At 50.4% G+C, this 17825-nt stretch carries 15 protein-coding genes; 13 read left to right on the forward strand and 2 right to left on the reverse strand.

What is annotated here, in order from left to right:
* Nucleotides 1-84 precede the first annotated feature (84 nt).
* The gene (eptB, locus tag O59_RS12655) at nt 85-1782 is read left to right on the forward strand and encodes a kdo(2)-lipid A phosphoethanolamine 7''-transferase (RefSeq protein ID WP_050977060.1); all 1698 of its coding nucleotides are present in this window, start codon (nt 85-87) and stop codon (nt 1780-1782) included.
* Here the strand turns inward: eptB and dauA are convergent.
* Entirely contained in the window at nt 1738-3465 is a 1728-nt protein-coding gene (gene dauA / locus O59_RS12660; protein WP_007643290.1) for a C4-dicarboxylic acid transporter DauA, read from the reverse strand. The two genes, eptB and dauA, sit on opposite strands and share 45 nt — an antisense overlap.
* A 279-nt stretch (nt 3466-3744) precedes the next feature.
* Here dauA and kdpF point away from each other — a divergent pair, with 279 nt between their 5' ends.
* The 8 genes from kdpF to O59_RS12695 all read left to right on the forward strand — a co-directional run bounded on the left by kdpF (nt 3745) and on the right by O59_RS12695 (nt 13135).
* Nucleotides 3745-3837 carry a K(+)-transporting ATPase subunit F gene (kdpF, locus tag O59_RS22310; RefSeq protein WP_081489706.1) on the forward strand — a complete coding sequence of 31 codons (93 nt, stop codon included), beginning with the start codon at nt 3745-3747 and terminating at the stop codon, nt 3835-3837.
* A 3-nt stretch (nt 3838-3840) separates the two neighbouring features.
* A complete protein-coding gene (gene kdpA, locus O59_RS12665) occupies nt 3841-5562 on the forward strand; it encodes a potassium-transporting ATPase subunit KdpA (protein ID WP_007643292.1) in 1722 nt (573 codons plus the stop codon).
* The gene (gene kdpB, locus O59_RS12670; RefSeq protein WP_007643293.1) at nt 5559-7643 is read left to right on the forward strand and encodes a potassium-transporting ATPase subunit KdpB; all 2085 of its coding nucleotides are present in this window, start codon (nt 5559-5561) and stop codon (nt 7641-7643) included. Before kdpA ends, kdpB begins: the two co-directional genes overlap by 4 nt.
* 51 nt (nt 7644-7694) lie before the next feature.
* Nucleotides 7695-8306, forward strand: a complete 612-nt coding sequence (gene kdpC, locus O59_RS12675; RefSeq protein WP_007643294.1) for a potassium-transporting ATPase subunit KdpC — start codon at nt 7695-7697, stop codon at nt 8304-8306.
* Between the two features lie 19 nt (nt 8307-8325).
* On the forward strand, nt 8326-10986 hold the full coding sequence (locus tag O59_RS12680) for a sensor histidine kinase KdpD (protein WP_007643295.1): 2661 nt from the start codon (nt 8326-8328) through the stop codon (nt 10984-10986).
* 31 nt (nt 10987-11017) lie between these two features.
* Complete coding sequence (locus O59_RS12685) at nt 11018-11704, forward strand: response regulator (RefSeq protein WP_007643297.1); 687 nt, start codon at nt 11018-11020, stop codon at nt 11702-11704.
* Between the two features lie 69 nt (nt 11705-11773).
* Complete coding sequence (locus O59_RS12690) at nt 11774-12808, forward strand: FAD:protein FMN transferase (RefSeq protein ID WP_232283083.1); 1035 nt, start codon at nt 11774-11776, stop codon at nt 12806-12808.
* Nucleotides 12809-12829: 21 nt separating this feature from the next.
* Nucleotides 12830-13135: a DUF2007 domain-containing protein gene (locus O59_RS12695; protein WP_007643305.1), complete on the forward strand. Its 306-nt coding sequence runs from the start codon at nt 12830-12832 to the stop codon at nt 13133-13135.
* 18 nt (nt 13136-13153) lie between these two features.
* On the opposite strand, the gene O59_RS12700 is transcribed toward O59_RS12695, so the two are convergent.
* Entirely contained in the window at nt 13154-14101 is a 948-nt protein-coding gene (locus tag O59_RS12700; RefSeq protein ID WP_040392357.1) for a LysR family transcriptional regulator, read from the reverse strand.
* Between the two features lie 124 nt (nt 14102-14225).
* On the opposite strand from O59_RS12700, the gene O59_RS12705 reads away from it, so the two are divergent.
* From O59_RS12705 to O59_RS12720, 4 genes are all read left to right on the forward strand, one after another.
* Entirely contained in the window at nt 14226-15161 is a 936-nt protein-coding gene (locus tag O59_RS12705) for a sodium-dependent bicarbonate transport family permease (RefSeq protein ID WP_007643310.1), read from the forward strand.
* Between the two features lie 249 nt (nt 15162-15410).
* Entirely contained in the window at nt 15411-15902 is a 492-nt protein-coding gene (purE, locus tag O59_RS12710) for a 5-(carboxyamino)imidazole ribonucleotide mutase (RefSeq protein WP_007643312.1), read from the forward strand.
* A 78-nt stretch (nt 15903-15980) separates the two neighbouring features.
* Nucleotides 15981-17057: a 5-(carboxyamino)imidazole ribonucleotide synthase gene (purK, locus tag O59_RS12715; protein WP_007643315.1), complete on the forward strand. Its 1077-nt coding sequence runs from the start codon at nt 15981-15983 to the stop codon at nt 17055-17057.
* 265 nt (nt 17058-17322) lie between these two features.
* A complete protein-coding gene (locus O59_RS12720) occupies nt 17323-17700 on the forward strand; it encodes a hypothetical protein (RefSeq protein ID WP_225318444.1) in 378 nt (125 codons plus the stop codon).
* Nucleotides 17701-17825: the final 125 nt, after the last annotated feature.

Below are 17825 nucleotides of genomic sequence, written 5' to 3' on the forward strand. Positions count from 1 at the left end.
TGGTTTGCAAAGTCATATAGCAATTAAACATCATTACAAGTCGAGGGGAAGATCAGGCACTTCCCTATTTACTGGATAATAATAATGACCTTTTTCCCCCATTTCAGTCAGCATCAGGTAACGATAGCACTGAGTGTTTACATTGGGCTAATACTCAATAGCCCGGTTCTTATTCGCAATTGTGCAGGAGGCTGGCTTCAGACAAGCTCTGCGCTTTTATCTGCCCTAGCATTATTTTCGCTGTGTTATTTACTTGTCCGTTTTTTCAGCTTATTCGGGCAGACTGGTTATAAATTTTTTTCAAGCTTTACCTTGCTTGTATCTGCTGCAGCAAGTTACTACATGACATTTTTCAATGTGGTGATTGGCTACGGTGCCATTGTTTCCACGCTAACATTCGATACTGACTTAAACAGTGAAGCGGTAGGTTACACATTTTTCCTGTGGCTTGTGCTCACGGGATTAGCTCCCTGTGTGTGGCTGTGGTTTACCAAATTAACCAATACCACCTACAGCAACATGGGAATTAAATCTATTGCCAAAAGTTGTTTACCCATACTAGGCGCACTAGTGGCATTTAATGTCAGCATCAAAACCATTATTGCCATCACAGAAGATCACGCACGTAAAAACAATCAATATACGGCCAGCACTGGCGGCATTATTGCTCACTCTTATTTACCGACCAACTGGATCGCCAGCCTCAGTATTTACCTACATCAACTCGGCAAAGAAAGCACCAGCAATCAAAAGTTGTATGACCCAAGCAAACACTTCACCTATCAAGCAACACCCGCACTTGATGATTTATTTGTGGTATTTGTGATTGGTGAAACCACGCGCTGGGATCATATGGGGCTATTTGGTTACGAGCGCAGCACAACTCCGCTGCTCGCACAAGAACCCAACCTGATTGCAATGCGTGGCACCTCATGCGACACAGCAACAAAACTTTCACTACGCTGCATGTTTGTACGCGAAAATGGTACTGAAGACGATGCCCAACGCACGCTCAAAGAGCGCAATGTATTTGCCGTGCTGCGTAAATTAGGGTTTACCTCAGAATTATTTGCCATGCAAAGCGAAGCCTGGTTTTATTCAAGCCTGGATGCTAATCGCTACGAAATCCGTGAAGTAGTTGCGGCGGAATATGCTTACAGCAAACATCCTATTGATGACATGTTATTAGTAGCTCAAATGGAGCGATCCATTAGCAAGCACCTACAGGGAAAACACCTAATCATATTGCACACAAAAGGATCTCATCACCTTTATAGCCAGCGTCATACGCGAGACTTTGCAAACTTCACACCGGAATGTATGGACATAGATGATAGTTGTACCAAACAGCAATTGATCAACTCATTTGATAACTCTGTGCTGTACGTTGATTACATGCTGAAAAATGTATTCGATAAATTGCGCAATAAAAATGCACTAGTGTTTTATGTTCCAGATCACGGCGAATCTATCGAGGAAAACCAACACTTCCACGCCACCCCAAAAGAGATGGCGCCCCCCGAACAATTTCGCGTTCCTTTTATTGTTTGGGCATCGGATAAGTTTATTGCACAACCGCAACATCAAGTGCTATTTTCCAATCTGAAAAAGCGTGAAGAAAATAATTTCAATCCACATCATGAACAAATTTTCGATAGCCTGCTCGGCTGCATGGGCTACTCGTCGCCCGACGGTGGTATCAACACGCAAAATAACTGGTGCGGCGACAACCCAAAATCAATGGCCTTCGACAACCACTCTTCTGGCCTCAGCCAGCGTTAAATAAAAACGCAGCACGCCTTTTATCGGTTTGATATTGGCGTGCGCCAGCGTGCTCAGTGGCTGTTTGGGGATATCAGTCAGAATTAATTCGGTATTATTTTTTTCACATTTGGCGATCAGTTTATTCAACGCCGACAAGCCACCTGCATCCAGTAGCGATACTTCTTTTAATGAGAGAATAATATGTTGCTGTTCGGTGCAGAGCGTTGAGAGTTCACCAAACACCCTGTCTGCCGCCGCAAAAAATAATGGCCCACTAATACTGAACGCACGCCAGTTTTCCGGTAATTTTTTATCATCAATTCGCCCATCATCCGTCACATCATCCACATGAGTCATAGCTGCAATTTCTTTCATAAACAGCAGCGCCGCCAACACAATGCCCGCGGTAATCGCGATAACCATATCGAACAACACCGTTAATGCAAAACAGGTGATAAAAACCCAAACATCACCTCGCGGTGCCGTTTTAATTAAGTGCACCGCTTTATGCGCTTCACTCATTCCCCAGGCAACCATCACCAATAACGCAGCCATCGCGGGCATTGGTAAATAAGCAAGCAACGGCGCGAGCGCAACCAAACCGAGCAATACCACCAGCGCGTGAATTATTCCCGCTATCGGCGATTCTGCACCCGCTTTAATACTCGCCGCTGAACGCGCAAGCGCTGCAGTCGCGGTAATACCGCCAAAAAATGGCGTGATGATATTAGCGATGCCCTGCCCTAATAATTCGCTATTGGCACTGTGGCGTTTGCCCGACATACCATCCAACACTACCGCACACAATAAGGATTCAATCGCACCGAGCATGGCAATCGCAAAGGCAGCGGCGAGTAAATCCTGCACCACGCGCAAATTCCATTGAATCGATTCGCCATTTGCACCGGCCTGCAGCCAGGGCCATTCAAATTGCGGCAGCTGGGGTGGAATACCCAAACCGGTGGTGCCATCGGCCAAAGTGTAAGAAAAACGCGAGCCAATTGTATCGACAGAAAAACCAGATTGATTCAACACTACAGCGACCAGAGTGCCGACAATCAGCGCGGGCAAATGCGGTGGCACAGGCAACTTTAATAACGGCCACAACAGCATGATGGCGAGCGTCGCGGCAGCGACAACAAAACTCGGCCAATAAAAATCCGGCAAGCTTTGTATTAACAACCAGAGCTTTTCCAAATAGTGTTCGGGCATATCGGGCAATTGCAAACCAAAAAAATCTTTTATTTGCAAAGTCGCAATCACCACCGCAATACCGGCGGTAAAACCAAGCGTTACCGCTTCAGGAATATATTCAATCAAACGCCCCAAGCGCAGCAGTGCCATCACCACCAAAATTCCACCAGCCATCACACTGGCCACCAGCAAGCCACCCAAACCATATTTTTGCGCGATGGGATAAAGGATCACGACAAACGCCGCCGTAGGGCCAGAAATACTAAACCGCGAGCCGCCCAGCAGCGGAATTAAAAACCCGGCGATGATGGCGGTATACAAACCGTATTGCGGCGGCACACCGCTGGCGATGGCGAGTGCCATCGCCAGTGGAATCGCAATAATGCCAACGGTGATGCCCGCTAATAAATCGCGGGTGAAGCGCGGCGCACCATAATGTTCAGTGATGCACGCCTCGCGCAAGGCGTGGCCAATTCGCAGGGAAAATAAATGGGCGCGATGGGGCATGAGAATCCTTAGGAAGATTGTTCATTCAGGGTTTTTCGGTAGTGCTTTTTTGGTGATACTTTTCCGGTTTTGGTCTTTGCAAATATCTTTGCAAAACCAACGCCAGAATCAAAACTATTTGCTCTTAAATAATTTGGTCGAAATGAATTCACTACCCTCAGCATAGCTGATGCATTGGATAAACCGACTTTACAACTTCTTTACGCCCCTCGCTGCTTGCCCACTCGATTCTTTACGCGCGTTTTCCCTAACCTGATCTCCTCGTTAACAGATGAGGTTATGCCCGTGAATACGTTGCTGTTGTTGATTGTTATAGCGCTCTCCATCTACTTATGTGTGGCCATGGTCGCACCTGAAAAATTTCAGGAGTAAACCATGCTGGAAATTACGCTGATTGTTGTTGCCAGCTTGATGCTGGCGTGGCCGCTGGGGATTTATATGGCGGGGATTTTCTCTGCGCAGCCTCACACCAGCGACCGGATTTTTTTACCTATCGAGAAAACCCTTTACCGCCTGCTGGGGATTAATGTATCGCGCGGCATGGACTGGAAAACCTACGGCAGTGCGTTTCTGCTTAGCAACTTTTTACTCTTTATCGCCGCTTTTTTGTTGTTCTTATTTCAGCATCGCCTGCCGTTAAATCCCGATGGTATCGGCCCACTCAGTTGGGATCTGGCACTGCACACCGCCGTATCCTTTATCACCAATACCAATCAGCAACATTATTCGGGGCAAGCGCAGCTGAGTTATTTTTCGCAATCTGTTGCGATTGTGACCTTGCAATTTGTGACGCCAGCGATGGGTTTGGCGATTTGTCTGGCGGTATTGCGTGGTCTGCTTGGCGGCAACAATAAAGACACTGCCGCTGAGGGCGAAGAGCGGGATCTGGGCAATTATTATGTGGATGTGACCCGCGCCGTGGTGCGCATATTAATCCCTGCTGCCGCTATTCTCGCGCTCTTGCTGACCTGGCAAGGTGTGCCGAGTAGTTATGAGGGCGCGGCGACTGTCACCACACTTGAATCGGCAAGCACCGAGCAGACAATCCCGCGCGGGCCAGTCGCGGCGATGGTGGCGATCAAACAACTTGGCACCAATGGCGGCGGCTGGTTCGGGCCTAACAGTACCAATCCACTGGAAAACCCCACGCCGCTAAGCAATGCGCTGGAAACCATGGCGCTGGTGCTTATCCCCATGGCGGTGGTGTTTATGGCGGGCTATCTGCTGCGCAGCCGTCGTTTTACTTTGATGTCTTTGGCGGCGATGGGAATACTCAGTATCGCCTGCATCAGCGCCAGCGTTTACAGCGAGCGCCAACCCAATGCGGCCTTTAGCGGACTCAGCGCAACTGATGTGAACATGGAAGGTAAAGAGGTTCGCTTTGGCGCCGATGCCTCCGCACTCTGGGCGACGCTCACCACCCAAACGTCCAACGGTTCAGTCAATGCGATGCACGATTCACTCAACCCGATTGCCGGTTTGGTAACGCGCGCGGGCATGTTGATTAACGCCATCTGGGGCGGGATTGGCTGCGGTTTTGTGAATTTTATGGTGTATGTGTGGATCACTGTATTCCTCGCCGGTTTGATGATCGGGCGCACGCCGGAAATCTTCGGGCGCAAGCTGGAGACACCGGAAATTCGTCTGCTCGGCGTGCTGATTGTGTTGCCCAGTTTGTGCATTCTTGGGCTAACCGCCATCACGCTGGCAATCCCGTCTATCACCGGCACCAGCAACCCGGGTTTTCACGGTATCTCCCAAGTGATTTACGAATACGTCTCCGCCTTTGCCAATAACGGTTCGGGGTTTGAAGGGTTGAGCGATAACACACCTTGGTGGAATCTGAGTACCAGTTTGTGCCTCGCATTGGGTCGCTACTTGCCGCTGTTTATCCCGCTGATGATTGCCGGATATCTCGCGCGCAAACGTGTCGCGCCGGAATCCAGCGCCAGTTTGAATATCGGCAGCACCACTTTTTGCCTGACGCTGGTGACGGTGATTCTGCTGCTCAACTTCCTCTCCTTCCTGCCCTCCATGGTGCTTGGCCCGATTGGCGAAGCACTGCAATTAGCTCAACACTCAGGAGCTGCCAAATGAAGAATTCAACCATTAAAAAATCCCAAAAAGCAGCGCCTACACTCAACCAAAATCAACTCGTCGCCGCTTGCTGGATCGCCGTAAAAAAACTCAATCCACGCAGCGCCAGTAAAAACCCGGTGATGTTTGTGGTGCTGGTCGGCACATTGTTAAGCGCCGGTATCACCCTGCAACGAGCATTCGCTGGCGCCAGTTTTGGCTTTGAACTGACCTGCGCCCTGATCCTGCTATTCACCGTCTGGTTTGCCAATCTCGCCGAAGCGATTGCCGAGGCGCGCGGACGCGGACAAGCCACCAGCCTGCGTTCAGCACGCCGCGATCTGATGGCCGAGCGGTTAGATAATCATGGGGGCATCACTAAAACCATTCCCGCCACCGAACTGCGCAAGGGCGATAAAGTGCTGGTAAGCGCGGGTAACTATGTACCTGCCGATGGCGAGATTATCGAGGGCGTGGCGAGCATCAATGAATCGGCGGTGACGGGTGAATCGGCGCCGGTATTGCGCGAAGCCGGTACCGATCACTCGGGCGTCATCGGCGGCACCAAAGTGTTGAGCGGCGAGATAGTTGTCGCCATCACCACCGAACCGGGCGAGAGTTTTCTCGACCGCATGATCGGTTTGGTGGAAGGCGCCAAACGCCAGAAAACCCCCAACGAATTGGCGCTCACGGTTTTGCTTGCGGCGCTGACACTGGTGTTTTTAATCGCCGTGGCCAGCCTGCCCGCGATGGCCGGATTTATGGGTGTGAGTCTGGATAACACCATGCTGATCGCGCTGCTGGTATGCCTGATTCCCACCACCATCGGCGGGCTTCTACCGGCGATTGGTATCGCCGGAATGAATCGCGCGCTGGCCGCCAACATAGTCGCCAAATCCGGTAAAGCCGTGGAAGTCGCGGGCGATATAGACACCCTGATGCTCGACAAAACCGGCACCATCACCTTTGGCGATCGCCAGGCCACCCGCTTTTTGCCGGTGGCTGGTGTAAACGAACAGGACTTGCTGGAAGCCGCCGTTTACAGCTCATTGCAAGACCCAACGCCTGAAGGCAAATCCATCGTCAAGCTGGCCGAGAATCGTGGATTTCAGTTACCCAGCTTGCCAAGCGATGCGGTCTTTTCGCCCTTCTCCGCCGAAACACGCCTGTCGGGTTTAAGCCTGCCCGCAAGTGATGGCCAAACCGAAGGTGAGCAGGGCAAGAGTGCGCGCGAATTTGTCAAAGGCGCGGGCACAGCGGTAAGCCGCTGGGCAGAGGGTTACGATCTGTTTGTACCGGGTAGTTTGCAGGGTCTCATTAATCAGGTCGCGCAAACGGGCGGTACGCCGCTGGTAGTCGCTAACAACACCGCCATCCTCGGTGTAGTGGCCTTGAGCGATGTGATCAAACCCGGCATCGCCGAACGTTTTGCCCGATTGCGCGCACTGGGTGTGCGCACAATTATGGTCACCGGCGATAACCCCATCACCGCCGGTGCGATAGCTGCCGAAGCCGGTGTGGACGATTTTATTGCAGAGGCAAAACCGGAAGACAAACTCGCTCTGATCCGCGCCGAACAAGCCAAAGGCCGCTTGGTTGCGATGGTAGGCGATGGCACTAACGACGCCCCCGCACTCGCGCAAGCTGATGTTGGCCTAGCAATGAACTCCGGTACCCAAGCCGCGCGTGAAGCAGGCAATATGGTGGATCTGGATTCCGACCCCGCCAAATTGCTTGCGGTGGTAGAAGTTGGCAAACAATTGCTGATGACGCGCGGCGCACTCACCACCTTTTCACTTGCCAACGATATAGCCAAATATTTCGCGATAGTGCCCGCGATTTTTATTGCCGCGATTCCGAGTATCGGCGCACTGAATTTTATGCAGTTGCACAGCCCGCAAAGTGCAGTGATAGCCGCGTTGATTTTTAACGCGCTGATTATTCCGGCACTCATTCCACTTGCACTAAAAGGCGTCAACTTGCGCCCGATTAGCGCGGAAAAATTACTGCGCAACAATATGCTGGTGTACGGCTTGGGTGGTGTCGTTTTACCGTTTGTTGCGATCAAATTATTGGATGTGATACTTACGCCGTTAATGTAAGGCGCCGTTGATGTAATTGCACGCTAATCACTTATGTCGTTGAGGTTTACCATGAATTTTTCACTCAGTTTTTCACAACAATTTTTTATCGGTATGCGCTTTTGTTTGCTGATGTTGATCCTGTGCGGAATTGTCTATTCCGCCGGCATCACCAAACTTGGCGAGCTATTGTTTCCCTATCAAGCTCAGGGCAGTTTACTTGACGATCAAAACACAACGCGGGGTTTAGAGCAAGGCCAAGCGCGCGGCTCGGTGTTGGTTGCCCAAAATTTTAGCGGTGATGGCTATTTTCACGGCCGCCCCAGCGCCGCCAACAACGACCCTACAGCTACTGGCGGCAGCAACCTGGCGCCCAGCAACCCGGCGCTGCGCGAACGCGCACTTGCTGATAGCAGCGCAATTCAAACCCGCGAGCAGATTACTGCTGCGCAAATTCCAGTGGACTTAATCAGCGCCTCCGGCTCAGGAGTTGATCCGCACATATCCCCCGCTGCGGCACAGGTACAAATCGCGAGGGTTGCGCGTGCGCGTGGTATCAGCGAGGCAGAGGTTGCGAAATTAATCGCGAACAATACCGAACAAAAACAATGGGGAATTTTCGGACAAGTGCGTGTTAATGTGCTTTTATTAAATCTCGAGCTCGATCAACTCGCTCCGCGCTAATCACTAGATAACACTTGCTATGAATGATGAACAAACACAGCGTCACCAACAAGCCGATGCGCTGCTAAAAACAGTGCAGCAGCAAGGCGGTGGGCAGTTAAAAATATTTTTAGGTGCGGCGCCCGGCGTAGGTAAAACCTGCGCCATGCTCAATGCAGCGAAGGAATTGCAGCAACAGGGAACCGCCGTGTGTGTCGGTTTGGTAGAGACGCACGGGCGCGCCGAAACCGAAGCCTTATTGCAAGGCTGTGCCATATTGCCGCGCAAAACCATTCACTACCAAAACCAACAGTTCACAGAATTTGACGTAGATGCGGCGCTCGCACTGCACCCCAAAATTATTCTGGTGGATGAACTCGCGCACACCAATGTTCCCGGCAGTCGTCACAAACGTCGCTATCAGGATATTGCGGAATTACTCAAAGCAGGTATCAATGTTTACACCACGCTCAATGTGCAACACATCGAAAGCCTGAACGATGTGGTACTGCAAATTACCGGCGTACGCGTGCAAGAAACCGTACCCGATTCGTTTATTGATCAAGCGCATGAAATTGTCTTTATCGATTTACCCCCGCAAAATTTAATCGAGCGTTTACAGCAAGGAAAAGTCTATGTAGAGGAATACGCACGCTCTGCGCTGGAAGGTTTTTTTTCGCCCGCCAATTTAACCGCACTGCGCGAATTGGCGATGAAAATTGTCATCGAACATGTGGATGACTCACTCAAAACCAGGCTCGATTCACGCGGCGCACAACAGCATTTAGTTATCAACGATAAATTATTGGTATTAATTTCCAACCGCAGCGCGCACGACTATTTAATTCGCATCGGGCGTCGCCTTGCCGAAAAGCGCGGCATGAATTGGTTGGTGGTATGGGTGGACACTGGCCAAGTACAACTGCAGCAAGATAAAGCGCGCCTGCAATCGGCCATGACACTGGCGCAGGAACTCGGCGCGCACACAGAGATACTGCGCGGCCCCAGCACCTGGCAAACCATTATTCCGTTTATTCGTGAAGAGCGCATCAACACTGTTCTGGTAGGCTCGGGCACACGCCGCTGGCGCTGGCGAAAGCCACTTTATCAGCGCTTGATAAACAGTGGTTTGGGATTGGAGGTGAGTGTTTATCGCGATCCGGATCAACACAGCCGCGTAAATCATTTTATTCAACCCGCAGAAAAATTCTTGCCGGGTGCACGCGGTTATTTGCTCAGTATTCTTGGGGTCGCACTCGCCACTCTGGTGGCCGTATTATCGAAAAACTGGCTACATCCGGACAATCTGGTATTAATTTGTGTAGTTGCCGTGATTATCAGCGGTCTGCGATTTGGCGCTGCACCGGCAGTATTTTCTGCGATTTTTTCTTTCTTCAGTTTTAATTTTTTTCTCACCGAACCATTGCACACACTTACGGTACACAATCAAGACGATATTACGCGGTTAGCATTTTTAGTGGTGATTGGTTTGGTCTGTGGCCCTGCCGCCTCACGTATTCGCCGCCAATTTTTATTACTCGCCGAATCCAATCGCTACTCTGAGTCCCTACAGCGACTCGCCGAACAATTTGCTGTCGCCGACGACCAGAGCGCACTATGGCAAGCACTCACCAAAGAGCTAAACAGTTCGCTGTTGGCAGAAACATTCATCGTGCAATTTAATAAAGATAATACTTACGACACGTTTCCAACGCACAGCGAAAAGTTCACCGAACTGGATATGGCTGCCATTGAATGGACCCGCAAACAAGCGGCGCCCTCGGGGCGTTTTAGTGATACGCTGAGTAAATCCAGCTGGAGCTGTTTTCCTATCGCTAAAAATAATAAAACTATCGCCGTAATATTGGTGCGTTTGCACAATGAAAAAACCAGCCTCTCCGCTTATGATCTGGATATTGTCAACGCCATGGCCCAACAGGCGGCCAACGCATGGCAACGTATCTACCTCACCAAAGATTTGGAGTCTGCGCGGGTAAAAGCAGAAATTGAACAACTGCGTTCAGCACTGCTCTCATCCGTCTCGCATGATTTGCGCTCACCGCTCTCAGCCATGATTGGCGCTGCCGACAGTTTGCGATTATTGGATCAACAACTGAGCAGCGAAGATCGCAGTGAATTAATCGATACGATTTTGCAAGAGAGTCGCCGCCTGGACCGCTATATTCAAAACCTGTTGGATATGACTCGCCTCGGCCACGGCACCTTAAAAATTGAGCGCGATTGGGTTTCCGCCAGCGATATTATCGGCAGCGCCCTCACCCGCTTAAAACGTTACTGCCCGGAAGCATTGATTGAGTTTCGCGTGAATGGCACGGCACCGCTGCTCTATGCACATGCAGCATTAATCGAACAGGCAGTGTTTAATATTCTGGAAAATGCGGCAAAATTTACTCCGCCCAGCGAAAAAATCACTGTCACACTCGAACAAATTAATGATAACTGCACCATTAACATTGAAGACAAGGGGCCTGGAATTCCTGAAGACCTGCGCGAGAAAATTTTCGATATGTTTTATGTAGTATCCGATGGCGACCACAAAAAAAACAATACTGGTATGGGCTTGGCTATTTGCAAAGGTATGATCGCCGCCCACGGTGGCAGCGTAACTGCACTGGAAGGTTCACAAAAAACCGGCACACGCTTTTTGGTGGAAATTCCGCTACCATTGAACCAGAAATAACCTGTCTATTTAAAAAGCACGAGCATTTGTGATGAGCGCAAAAATTCTGGTTATCGACGATGAAAATCAAATCCGGCGCATGTTGCGTATCGCACTAAAAAGCGAAGGTTACGACATTAGCGAGGCAGAAAACGGCGAGCAGGGTCTCGCCAGTATTGTTCGCCAGCAACCGGATTTAGTCGTGCTGGATTTAGGCCTACCCGATATGGACGGACAAACACTTCTGCGCGAATTGCGCAGCTGGTCAGCAGTACCGGTGATCGTGCTCTCGGTACGTAACAGCGATAAAGAAAAAGTACAGCTGCTCGACGCAGGTGCGCAAGACTATGTAACCAAACCTTTTAGCATTGAAGAATTTCTCGCCCGCGTGCGCGCCAACCTGCGCGACCATATTAAGCAGCAGAGCGCACAAATTCTGGACGATGGTTATTTGCATATCGATTTAGGCAAACGCCTCGTCAAAACCGCCAATAACGTCGTCGAACTAACCCCTAAAGAGTACGCTGTGCTCTCCAAGCTCGCAAAAGTGCCCAATTGCGTAATTACCCAAACCCAATTATTACAGGAAATTTGGGGGCCAACGCATCAGGAAGATTCCCATTATTTGCGTATAATAGTCAGCCACTTGCGGCAGAAACTGGGAGAAGACCCAGCCGAACCCAAGTACCTCAAAACTGAAGCTGGTGTTGGCTACCGTTTACTCTTTGCTCCGCGATAAATTGCTCCGCGATAAATCGCACAGCGCAAAACCAAAACGCTAGCCACACCCACTACCGGATTTATGACTATGCGTTTTATCCCCCAGCTCGCACTGCTTGCGACCAGTTTTTTTATCATCAGCTGCAGCCCTAAACTCGAAATGAGCAAAATTGAAGGTTTTGCACAGGGCACAACCTACAACCTTACCTTTGAATTACCCACCGACAGCAATCTGCCGGTGGAGAAAATTGAAACTGCCATCAGCGAAGAACTGGCGCGCATGGATAAGGTATTGTCCAACTACCGCGATGATTCGGTGATTGAACAATTTAACGCGCAAAAAACTACCGAGGCCCAAACCGTGGATGCCGAATTGGTGGAGCTAGTTGAAATCGCACGCACTGTGCATCGCGCCAGCAATGGCTGTTACGATCTCACAATCAAACCGCTGTTTGATTTATGGGGTTTTAAAAATGATGTATTCACACCGCCGAGTGAAGATGCATTAGGTGTGGCGCTCGCCAGCATCGGTTTGGATAATTTGGAAACCGTCAACACTACACAGCTGCGCAAACAACTTCCCAATTTGCGTATCGATGTTTCTTCCATCGGTCAGGGTTATGCAGTTGAACGCATGGTAAAAATTCTGGAGCAATTTGGCGTACAAAATTATCTGGTGGAAATCGGTGGCGAATTAAAAATTCAAGGTAAAAAAACCGACGGCGAAGCATGGCGTATTGCACTGGAAAAACCCCTGCCCAATGAGCGCAAAATGCATAAAATTGTGAGCTTCGATTCCGGCGAACCCATGTCACTGATCAGCTCGGGAACCTATCGTCACTTTTTTGATGACAATGGCAAACGCTACAGCCATATTCTGGATGCGCGCAGTGGCAAACCCGTTGAACACAACACGGTGTCTGTCACCATTCTCCACCCTGATGCCACACTGGGCGACGCCTGGTCTACTGCATTTTCCTGTCTGGGTAGCCGCGAAGGTTTAAAAGTGGCCAATGCACAAAATCTCGCGGTATTGTTTATCGATCAGGAAGGCGACCAGCTGATTGAAACCGAATCGGATGCTCTGAAAACAATGAGTGGAATTAGTTTTAAAAACCCTTAATAGCCAACAGGATTCTTCAGCATGAAACTCGTCTACACCCACGAAAACCGTTTTCTAGTTGGTAATGCGCAGAACATTCTCGAACAAGCCGGAATTCGTGTGGTGTGGAAAAATGAATTTTCCTCGGGCGCTATTGGCGAAATATCGCCCTTTGATACCTGGCCGGAACTGTGGGTGGTGGACGATACCAACTACGAACAAGCTATCGATATTCTGTCCAATGCGTTTAACACGCCCACTGCACCGGAATGGCAATGTGCACAATGCAATGAACAAAACGACGCTGCTTTTGAGACCTGTTGGAATTGCCAAACGGAGAAAATATAACAGCTGACCAAAGCAGTATTACTCCCCAGAGGTTAACCCCACCATATCAGGGCCGATATATTTCTCCTCCACCCATTCACGCAAATGCGCACTCATAAATTCAATAAAATTATGGGCGGTAACTGGTAAGCGGCGATCGCCGTGTTGCACCAAATACCAGTGACTGTGCAGCGGAAAATTGTGCAGTTTAATTTGCGCCACGCGCGCTTGTGATTGCGCCAATGTATGCTCGGACAATACCGCCAAACCCAAACCATTTTCCACACTCATTCGAATCACTTCATTGCTTTCAATTTGCATGGTGTTGTGTAACTGGAAATTCTGTTCACGCAAAAAATTTTCAAACACCATACGCGTTGCACTACCCGGCTCGCGCATTAAAAAACGTTCATCAACTAACTCTGCAAAATCTACATCATCCCTTTGCGCTGCCCAATGATGAATGGGCGCAATCAATACCAGCGGGTTGCGTAAAAAACGGCGACTGACAACATGATCACCCGTAGGTGGATGACTGAATAAATACAAATCATCCAATTGATTTTCAAAGCGCTGCAATACACTACCGCGATTGCCAATATTAAACGTCACATCTACCGCCGGATATTGCTGCGCATAGGGGCTGAGCAAACGCGGCAAGACATACTGCGCGGTAGTCACCACCCCAATACTGAAATGGCCTTTATTGCCGCGCGCGGCATCGGTTAAAAATCCATCAAAATCCTCAAAGCGCGTCAATGCATCCAGTGCCGCGTGGTACAGCTCATTGCCAACAAAGGTGGGTTTATAACGGCCATCGCACTGCTCCAATAGTGGTTCGCCCACGGCTTCGCTCAAGCGTTTGATTTGCAACGAAACCGTAGGCTGGGTGAGGTGCAATTGCTGCGCCGCTTGCGAGATGGAACCGCTGCGCACCACCGCGACATAGACCTGCAACAGGCGAAAGGTGAGATGGCGAATATTCATAAACACGCCCTTGGTTTAAATAACCATAGATAATCGTAAATATATATAAGTATAAACATTAATTATCGTCAATTGATCAACTTGGCGACAATAGCGTCACTGTCATCACGCTGTGGAGCGAACCATGCCCGATATCGTCATTATGTTTTTCCTGCTCGGTGTACTTGCCGGCCTCGCCAAGTCCGACCTTAAAGTACCCAAGGCGGCTTACGACACCTTGAGCATCCTGCTGATGCTGACCCTTGGCCTTAAAGGCGGGCTGGCACTGCACGGCCAGGTAAGCTGGCACTTACTGCCAGAAGTGATCACGGTGATTTTGCTGGGTATCGCCATCCCCCTGCTGCTCTACCCTTTGCTGCGTAAATTCATTTTGCTCAACGCCGCTAATAGCGCCAGCATCGCCGCCCACTACGGCTCTGCCAGTGCGGGGACTTTTGCGGTGGCACTGGCGTTTGCCGAAGCCAACAACCTCAGCATCGCCCCACAAACCACCTTGTACTTGGTGCTGTTGGAATTACCCGCGATTGTGGTGGCGATCCTGTTATACAAAAAAGCCACCGGCAGCACCGGCGGCATGAAAGGAATTTGGCATGAAGCGCTCACCAGTCGCGGTGTAGTCTTGCTCACCGGTGGAGTAATTATCGGTTACCTCTATGGCCCCGATGCAAGTAAAGATATTGCGCCATTATTTCTCGGCGCCTTCAAAGCCTTGCTCGCGCTATTTTTGTTAGAGATGGGCGTGTGTGCATCGCAACATTTAAATCCCTTCCCAAAACAACACTGGCGCTTAATCAGCTTCGCGCTTATCGCCCCATTTGGTTTGGCCGTAATAGGTATTGCCGCTGGCATAGCGTTAGGCTTACCCGAAGGCAGCACACTAATCCTCGCTGCACTCACCGCCAGCGCCTCCTACATAGCCGCACCGGCGGCGATTCAAGCGGCGATTAAAGAAGCAGATGTGGGGCTCGCGATATTTGCGGCGCTGGGTGTGACCTTTCCGTTGAATGTGTTGGTGGGGATTCCGGTGTATTTTGAGATGATGCAGTGGTTGGCGATTTAAAAATACCGCACCGCATCCGCCCTTGTTGCTTGGCATCACTTGCGGTTCGGGTTTCCATTAGAGATCCTCACACTGATCGCTTTAATTAATTTAATCATTTTGATCGCCTTAGTCATTTGTTTATCTAGCAGTCAATATCAGGCAAAGAATGATGTCGGCATCACACCCGCATCGTGCTAATATGCGCGCCTTTTTTCCGTTTCCGGCTCATTTTTTGAGCGAATATTCATTCAGATTCAGGCAATAGCTATGGCAAGAAAAGTCGCGGTGATTATGGGCTCCAAGAGTGATTGGGCCACTATGCAGGCTGCAGTGGAAATACTGGAGCAAATGGGCGTTGAATATCACACTGAAGTGGTGTCGGCGCATCGCACGCCGCAAAAACTGACTGAGTTTGCTGAACACGCGGTGGAGCAAGGCTACGCCGTGATTATCGCCGGTGCCGGTGGCGCGGCGCATTTGCCAGGTATGGTGGCAGCGCATACGCGCCTGCCAGTGCTGGGTGTGCCGGTGCAGAGCAAAGCGCTAAGCGGTGTGGATAGCCTGTATTCCATCGTACAAATGCCCAAAGGCGTGGCGGTGGGCACCTTGGCGATTGGTGTGGCAGGCGCGTTTAACGCCGGTTTGCTGGCCTGCCAGATTCTGGCGGTGACTGACCCAGCACTAGCCATCAAGATCGAACAATTCCGCCATGACCAGACTCAGGCAGTGCTGGACAATCCCGATCCAAGAGATCAATAAAAGGCAAGAGACCAACAATCAATTGGTGATGTTCGGTAGTTTCTTTTTGCAATCAGTAAGCGCGTTTTGAGGTTAGGCATGAGTCAACGAATTTGGGTTTTAGGTGCAGGCCAATTGGGTGCGATGCTCAAACACGCCGGTATGCCATTGGCGCTGGACGTGTGCCCGGTGGATATCAATGAAAGCAGTGCTCCCGCCCTGGCGGCCGATGACCTGGTCACCGCCGAGCGCGAGCAATGGCCGGAAACCCTGGTGACCCATGCCCTCGCCCAACACCCGCGTTTTATCAACCAAAACGTATTTGGCCGTTTGGCTGATCGCAAAACCCAGAAAGAACTGATCGATTCACTGGGTATAGCCACCGCTCCCTGGCGCAATGTGGCTAACGACATCACCGCTAACGAATTGCGCGATCAGCTGGGCGAACGTGTGCTGCTGAAACGTCGCACCGGCGGTTACGATGGTCGCGGCCAACATTGGCTGCGCACCGATGAAGACGAAGTGCCCGAGGATTGGCAGGGCGAAGCTATCGCCGAACAGGCCATCAACTTTGATGAAGAAGTGTCGCTGGTGGGTGTGCGCAATGCGGCAGGCGACTGTGTGTTTTATCCACTCACCTTGAACCTGCATTTAAGCGGCATCCTCTATGCCTCTGTTGCACCACTGGCGCGTTTGCAACCGTTGCAAACACAGGCGGAGGAAATGCTGGGCAAGATTTTGAACGCCCTCGATTACGTGGGTGTGATGGCGATGGAAACCTTCCGTGTGGGCGATCAGTTGCTTATTAATGAGCTGGCGCCACGCGTACACAATTCCGGCCACTGGACCCAAGCGGGCGCGAGTATCAGCCAATTTGAATATCACCTGCGCGCGGTTGCCGGCATGGCGACACCGGCGCCACAAGTAGTCGGCCAGAATGTGATGATCAACCTCATAGGCACCGACTACAATCCAGCCTGGCGCGACCTGCCCTGTGCGCGCACCTACTGGTACGGCAAAGAGGTGCGCCCCGGTCGCAAGGTGGGCCATATCAATATAGTGAGTAACAACATCACCGAAGTGCGCGAAACATTGGTACTGCTGGGTGATTTACTACCGGAACACCACTACCGCGATGCAATCGACTGGAGCCTAAAGTCAATAGAAGCACTTTAACAAAAAGCCGGACTTGCTCCGGCTTTTTGTTAGGTTTGGTTAATGTTTGCACCTTGTCAGCGCTGGAGTGTGATAGTTTTTGCAGTGTTTTCTGTTCGTATCCAGCTGTTTCTACCTAGCGAACACTATTCCTACTCCAAAAAGCCTCGATAATGCTCTGAAACACCTGCAAGCAACGTATGTAGTGTTATGCATATCTCAATTTACTTAACGCTAAAAAGCACAAACTGTTTTACAACTTAACCAATACCAGGAGTTATTTAGCTTGACGGATCTCGATCTAAAAATTACACACCATGAGCAATACATTCACGTGAATGTGCGCGGCATGGGCAATTATGAAAATGCCCTGTTTATGTGGCAGAGCGTGGTGGATGCCTGTGAGCATCACCAATGTTTTAAAGTGCTCGGAGAGCAATATTTATTTGATTCGGTTTCCACCGCTGAAGCCTTTGATCACCCCGCACTGTTTAAAAAAGTAGGCATTAGTAAAAAATACACATTTGCCTGGGTGGACAACAATCCACGCACCCGCGAAACCACACAATTTGTCCGCGATGTTCTCGCCAACCGCTCCATTGGTTATGGTCGTTTGTTTACCGATGTGGAAGCTGCCAAACGCTGGCTGCTGGAACAAAACTAAATTCTCTAGCGTTCGCCACACACACCATTCCACTGCCGCAATACGAGACTCCCCGAGTGCCCTTCTTTGACAAAGGCACTCGCGCTAACTAGGGTTAACACCAACCGGTGCGCAATAAGGGAGCC

The organism is Cellvibrio sp. BR, from assembly GCF_000263355.1.
Lineage (GTDB): Bacteria > Pseudomonadota > Gammaproteobacteria > Pseudomonadales > Cellvibrionaceae > Cellvibrio.

Excerpts from the sequence above, each read along its gene's own strand:
- eptB (WP_050977060.1), top strand. The coding sequence starts at position 85 with ATGACCTTTTTCCCCCATTTCAGTCAGCATCAGGTAACGATAGCACTG.
- dauA (WP_007643290.1), bottom strand. The coding sequence starts at position 3,465 with ATGCCCCATCGCGCCCATTTATTTTCCCTGCGAATTGGCCACGCCTTG.
- kdpF (WP_081489706.1), top strand. The coding sequence starts at position 3,745 with ATGCCCGTGAATACGTTGCTGTTGTTGATTGTTATAGCGCTCTCCATC.
- kdpA (WP_007643292.1), top strand. The coding sequence starts at position 3,841 with ATGCTGGAAATTACGCTGATTGTTGTTGCCAGCTTGATGCTGGCGTGG.
- kdpB (WP_007643293.1), top strand. The coding sequence starts at position 5,559 with ATGAAGAATTCAACCATTAAAAAATCCCAAAAAGCAGCGCCTACACTC.
- kdpC (WP_007643294.1), top strand. The coding sequence starts at position 7,695 with ATGAATTTTTCACTCAGTTTTTCACAACAATTTTTTATCGGTATGCGC.
- O59_RS12680 (WP_007643295.1), top strand. The coding sequence starts at position 8,326 with ATGAATGATGAACAAACACAGCGTCACCAACAAGCCGATGCGCTGCTA.
- O59_RS12685 (WP_007643297.1), top strand. The coding sequence starts at position 11,018 with ATGAGCGCAAAAATTCTGGTTATCGACGATGAAAATCAAATCCGGCGC.
- O59_RS12690 (WP_232283083.1), top strand. The coding sequence starts at position 11,774 with ATGCGTTTTATCCCCCAGCTCGCACTGCTTGCGACCAGTTTTTTTATC.
- O59_RS12695 (WP_007643305.1), top strand. The coding sequence starts at position 12,830 with ATGAAACTCGTCTACACCCACGAAAACCGTTTTCTAGTTGGTAATGCG.
- O59_RS12700 (WP_040392357.1), bottom strand. The coding sequence starts at position 14,101 with ATGAATATTCGCCATCTCACCTTTCGCCTGTTGCAGGTCTATGTCGCG.
- O59_RS12705 (WP_007643310.1), top strand. The coding sequence starts at position 14,226 with ATGCCCGATATCGTCATTATGTTTTTCCTGCTCGGTGTACTTGCCGGC.
- purE (WP_007643312.1), top strand. The coding sequence starts at position 15,411 with ATGGCAAGAAAAGTCGCGGTGATTATGGGCTCCAAGAGTGATTGGGCC.
- purK (WP_007643315.1), top strand. The coding sequence starts at position 15,981 with ATGAGTCAACGAATTTGGGTTTTAGGTGCAGGCCAATTGGGTGCGATG.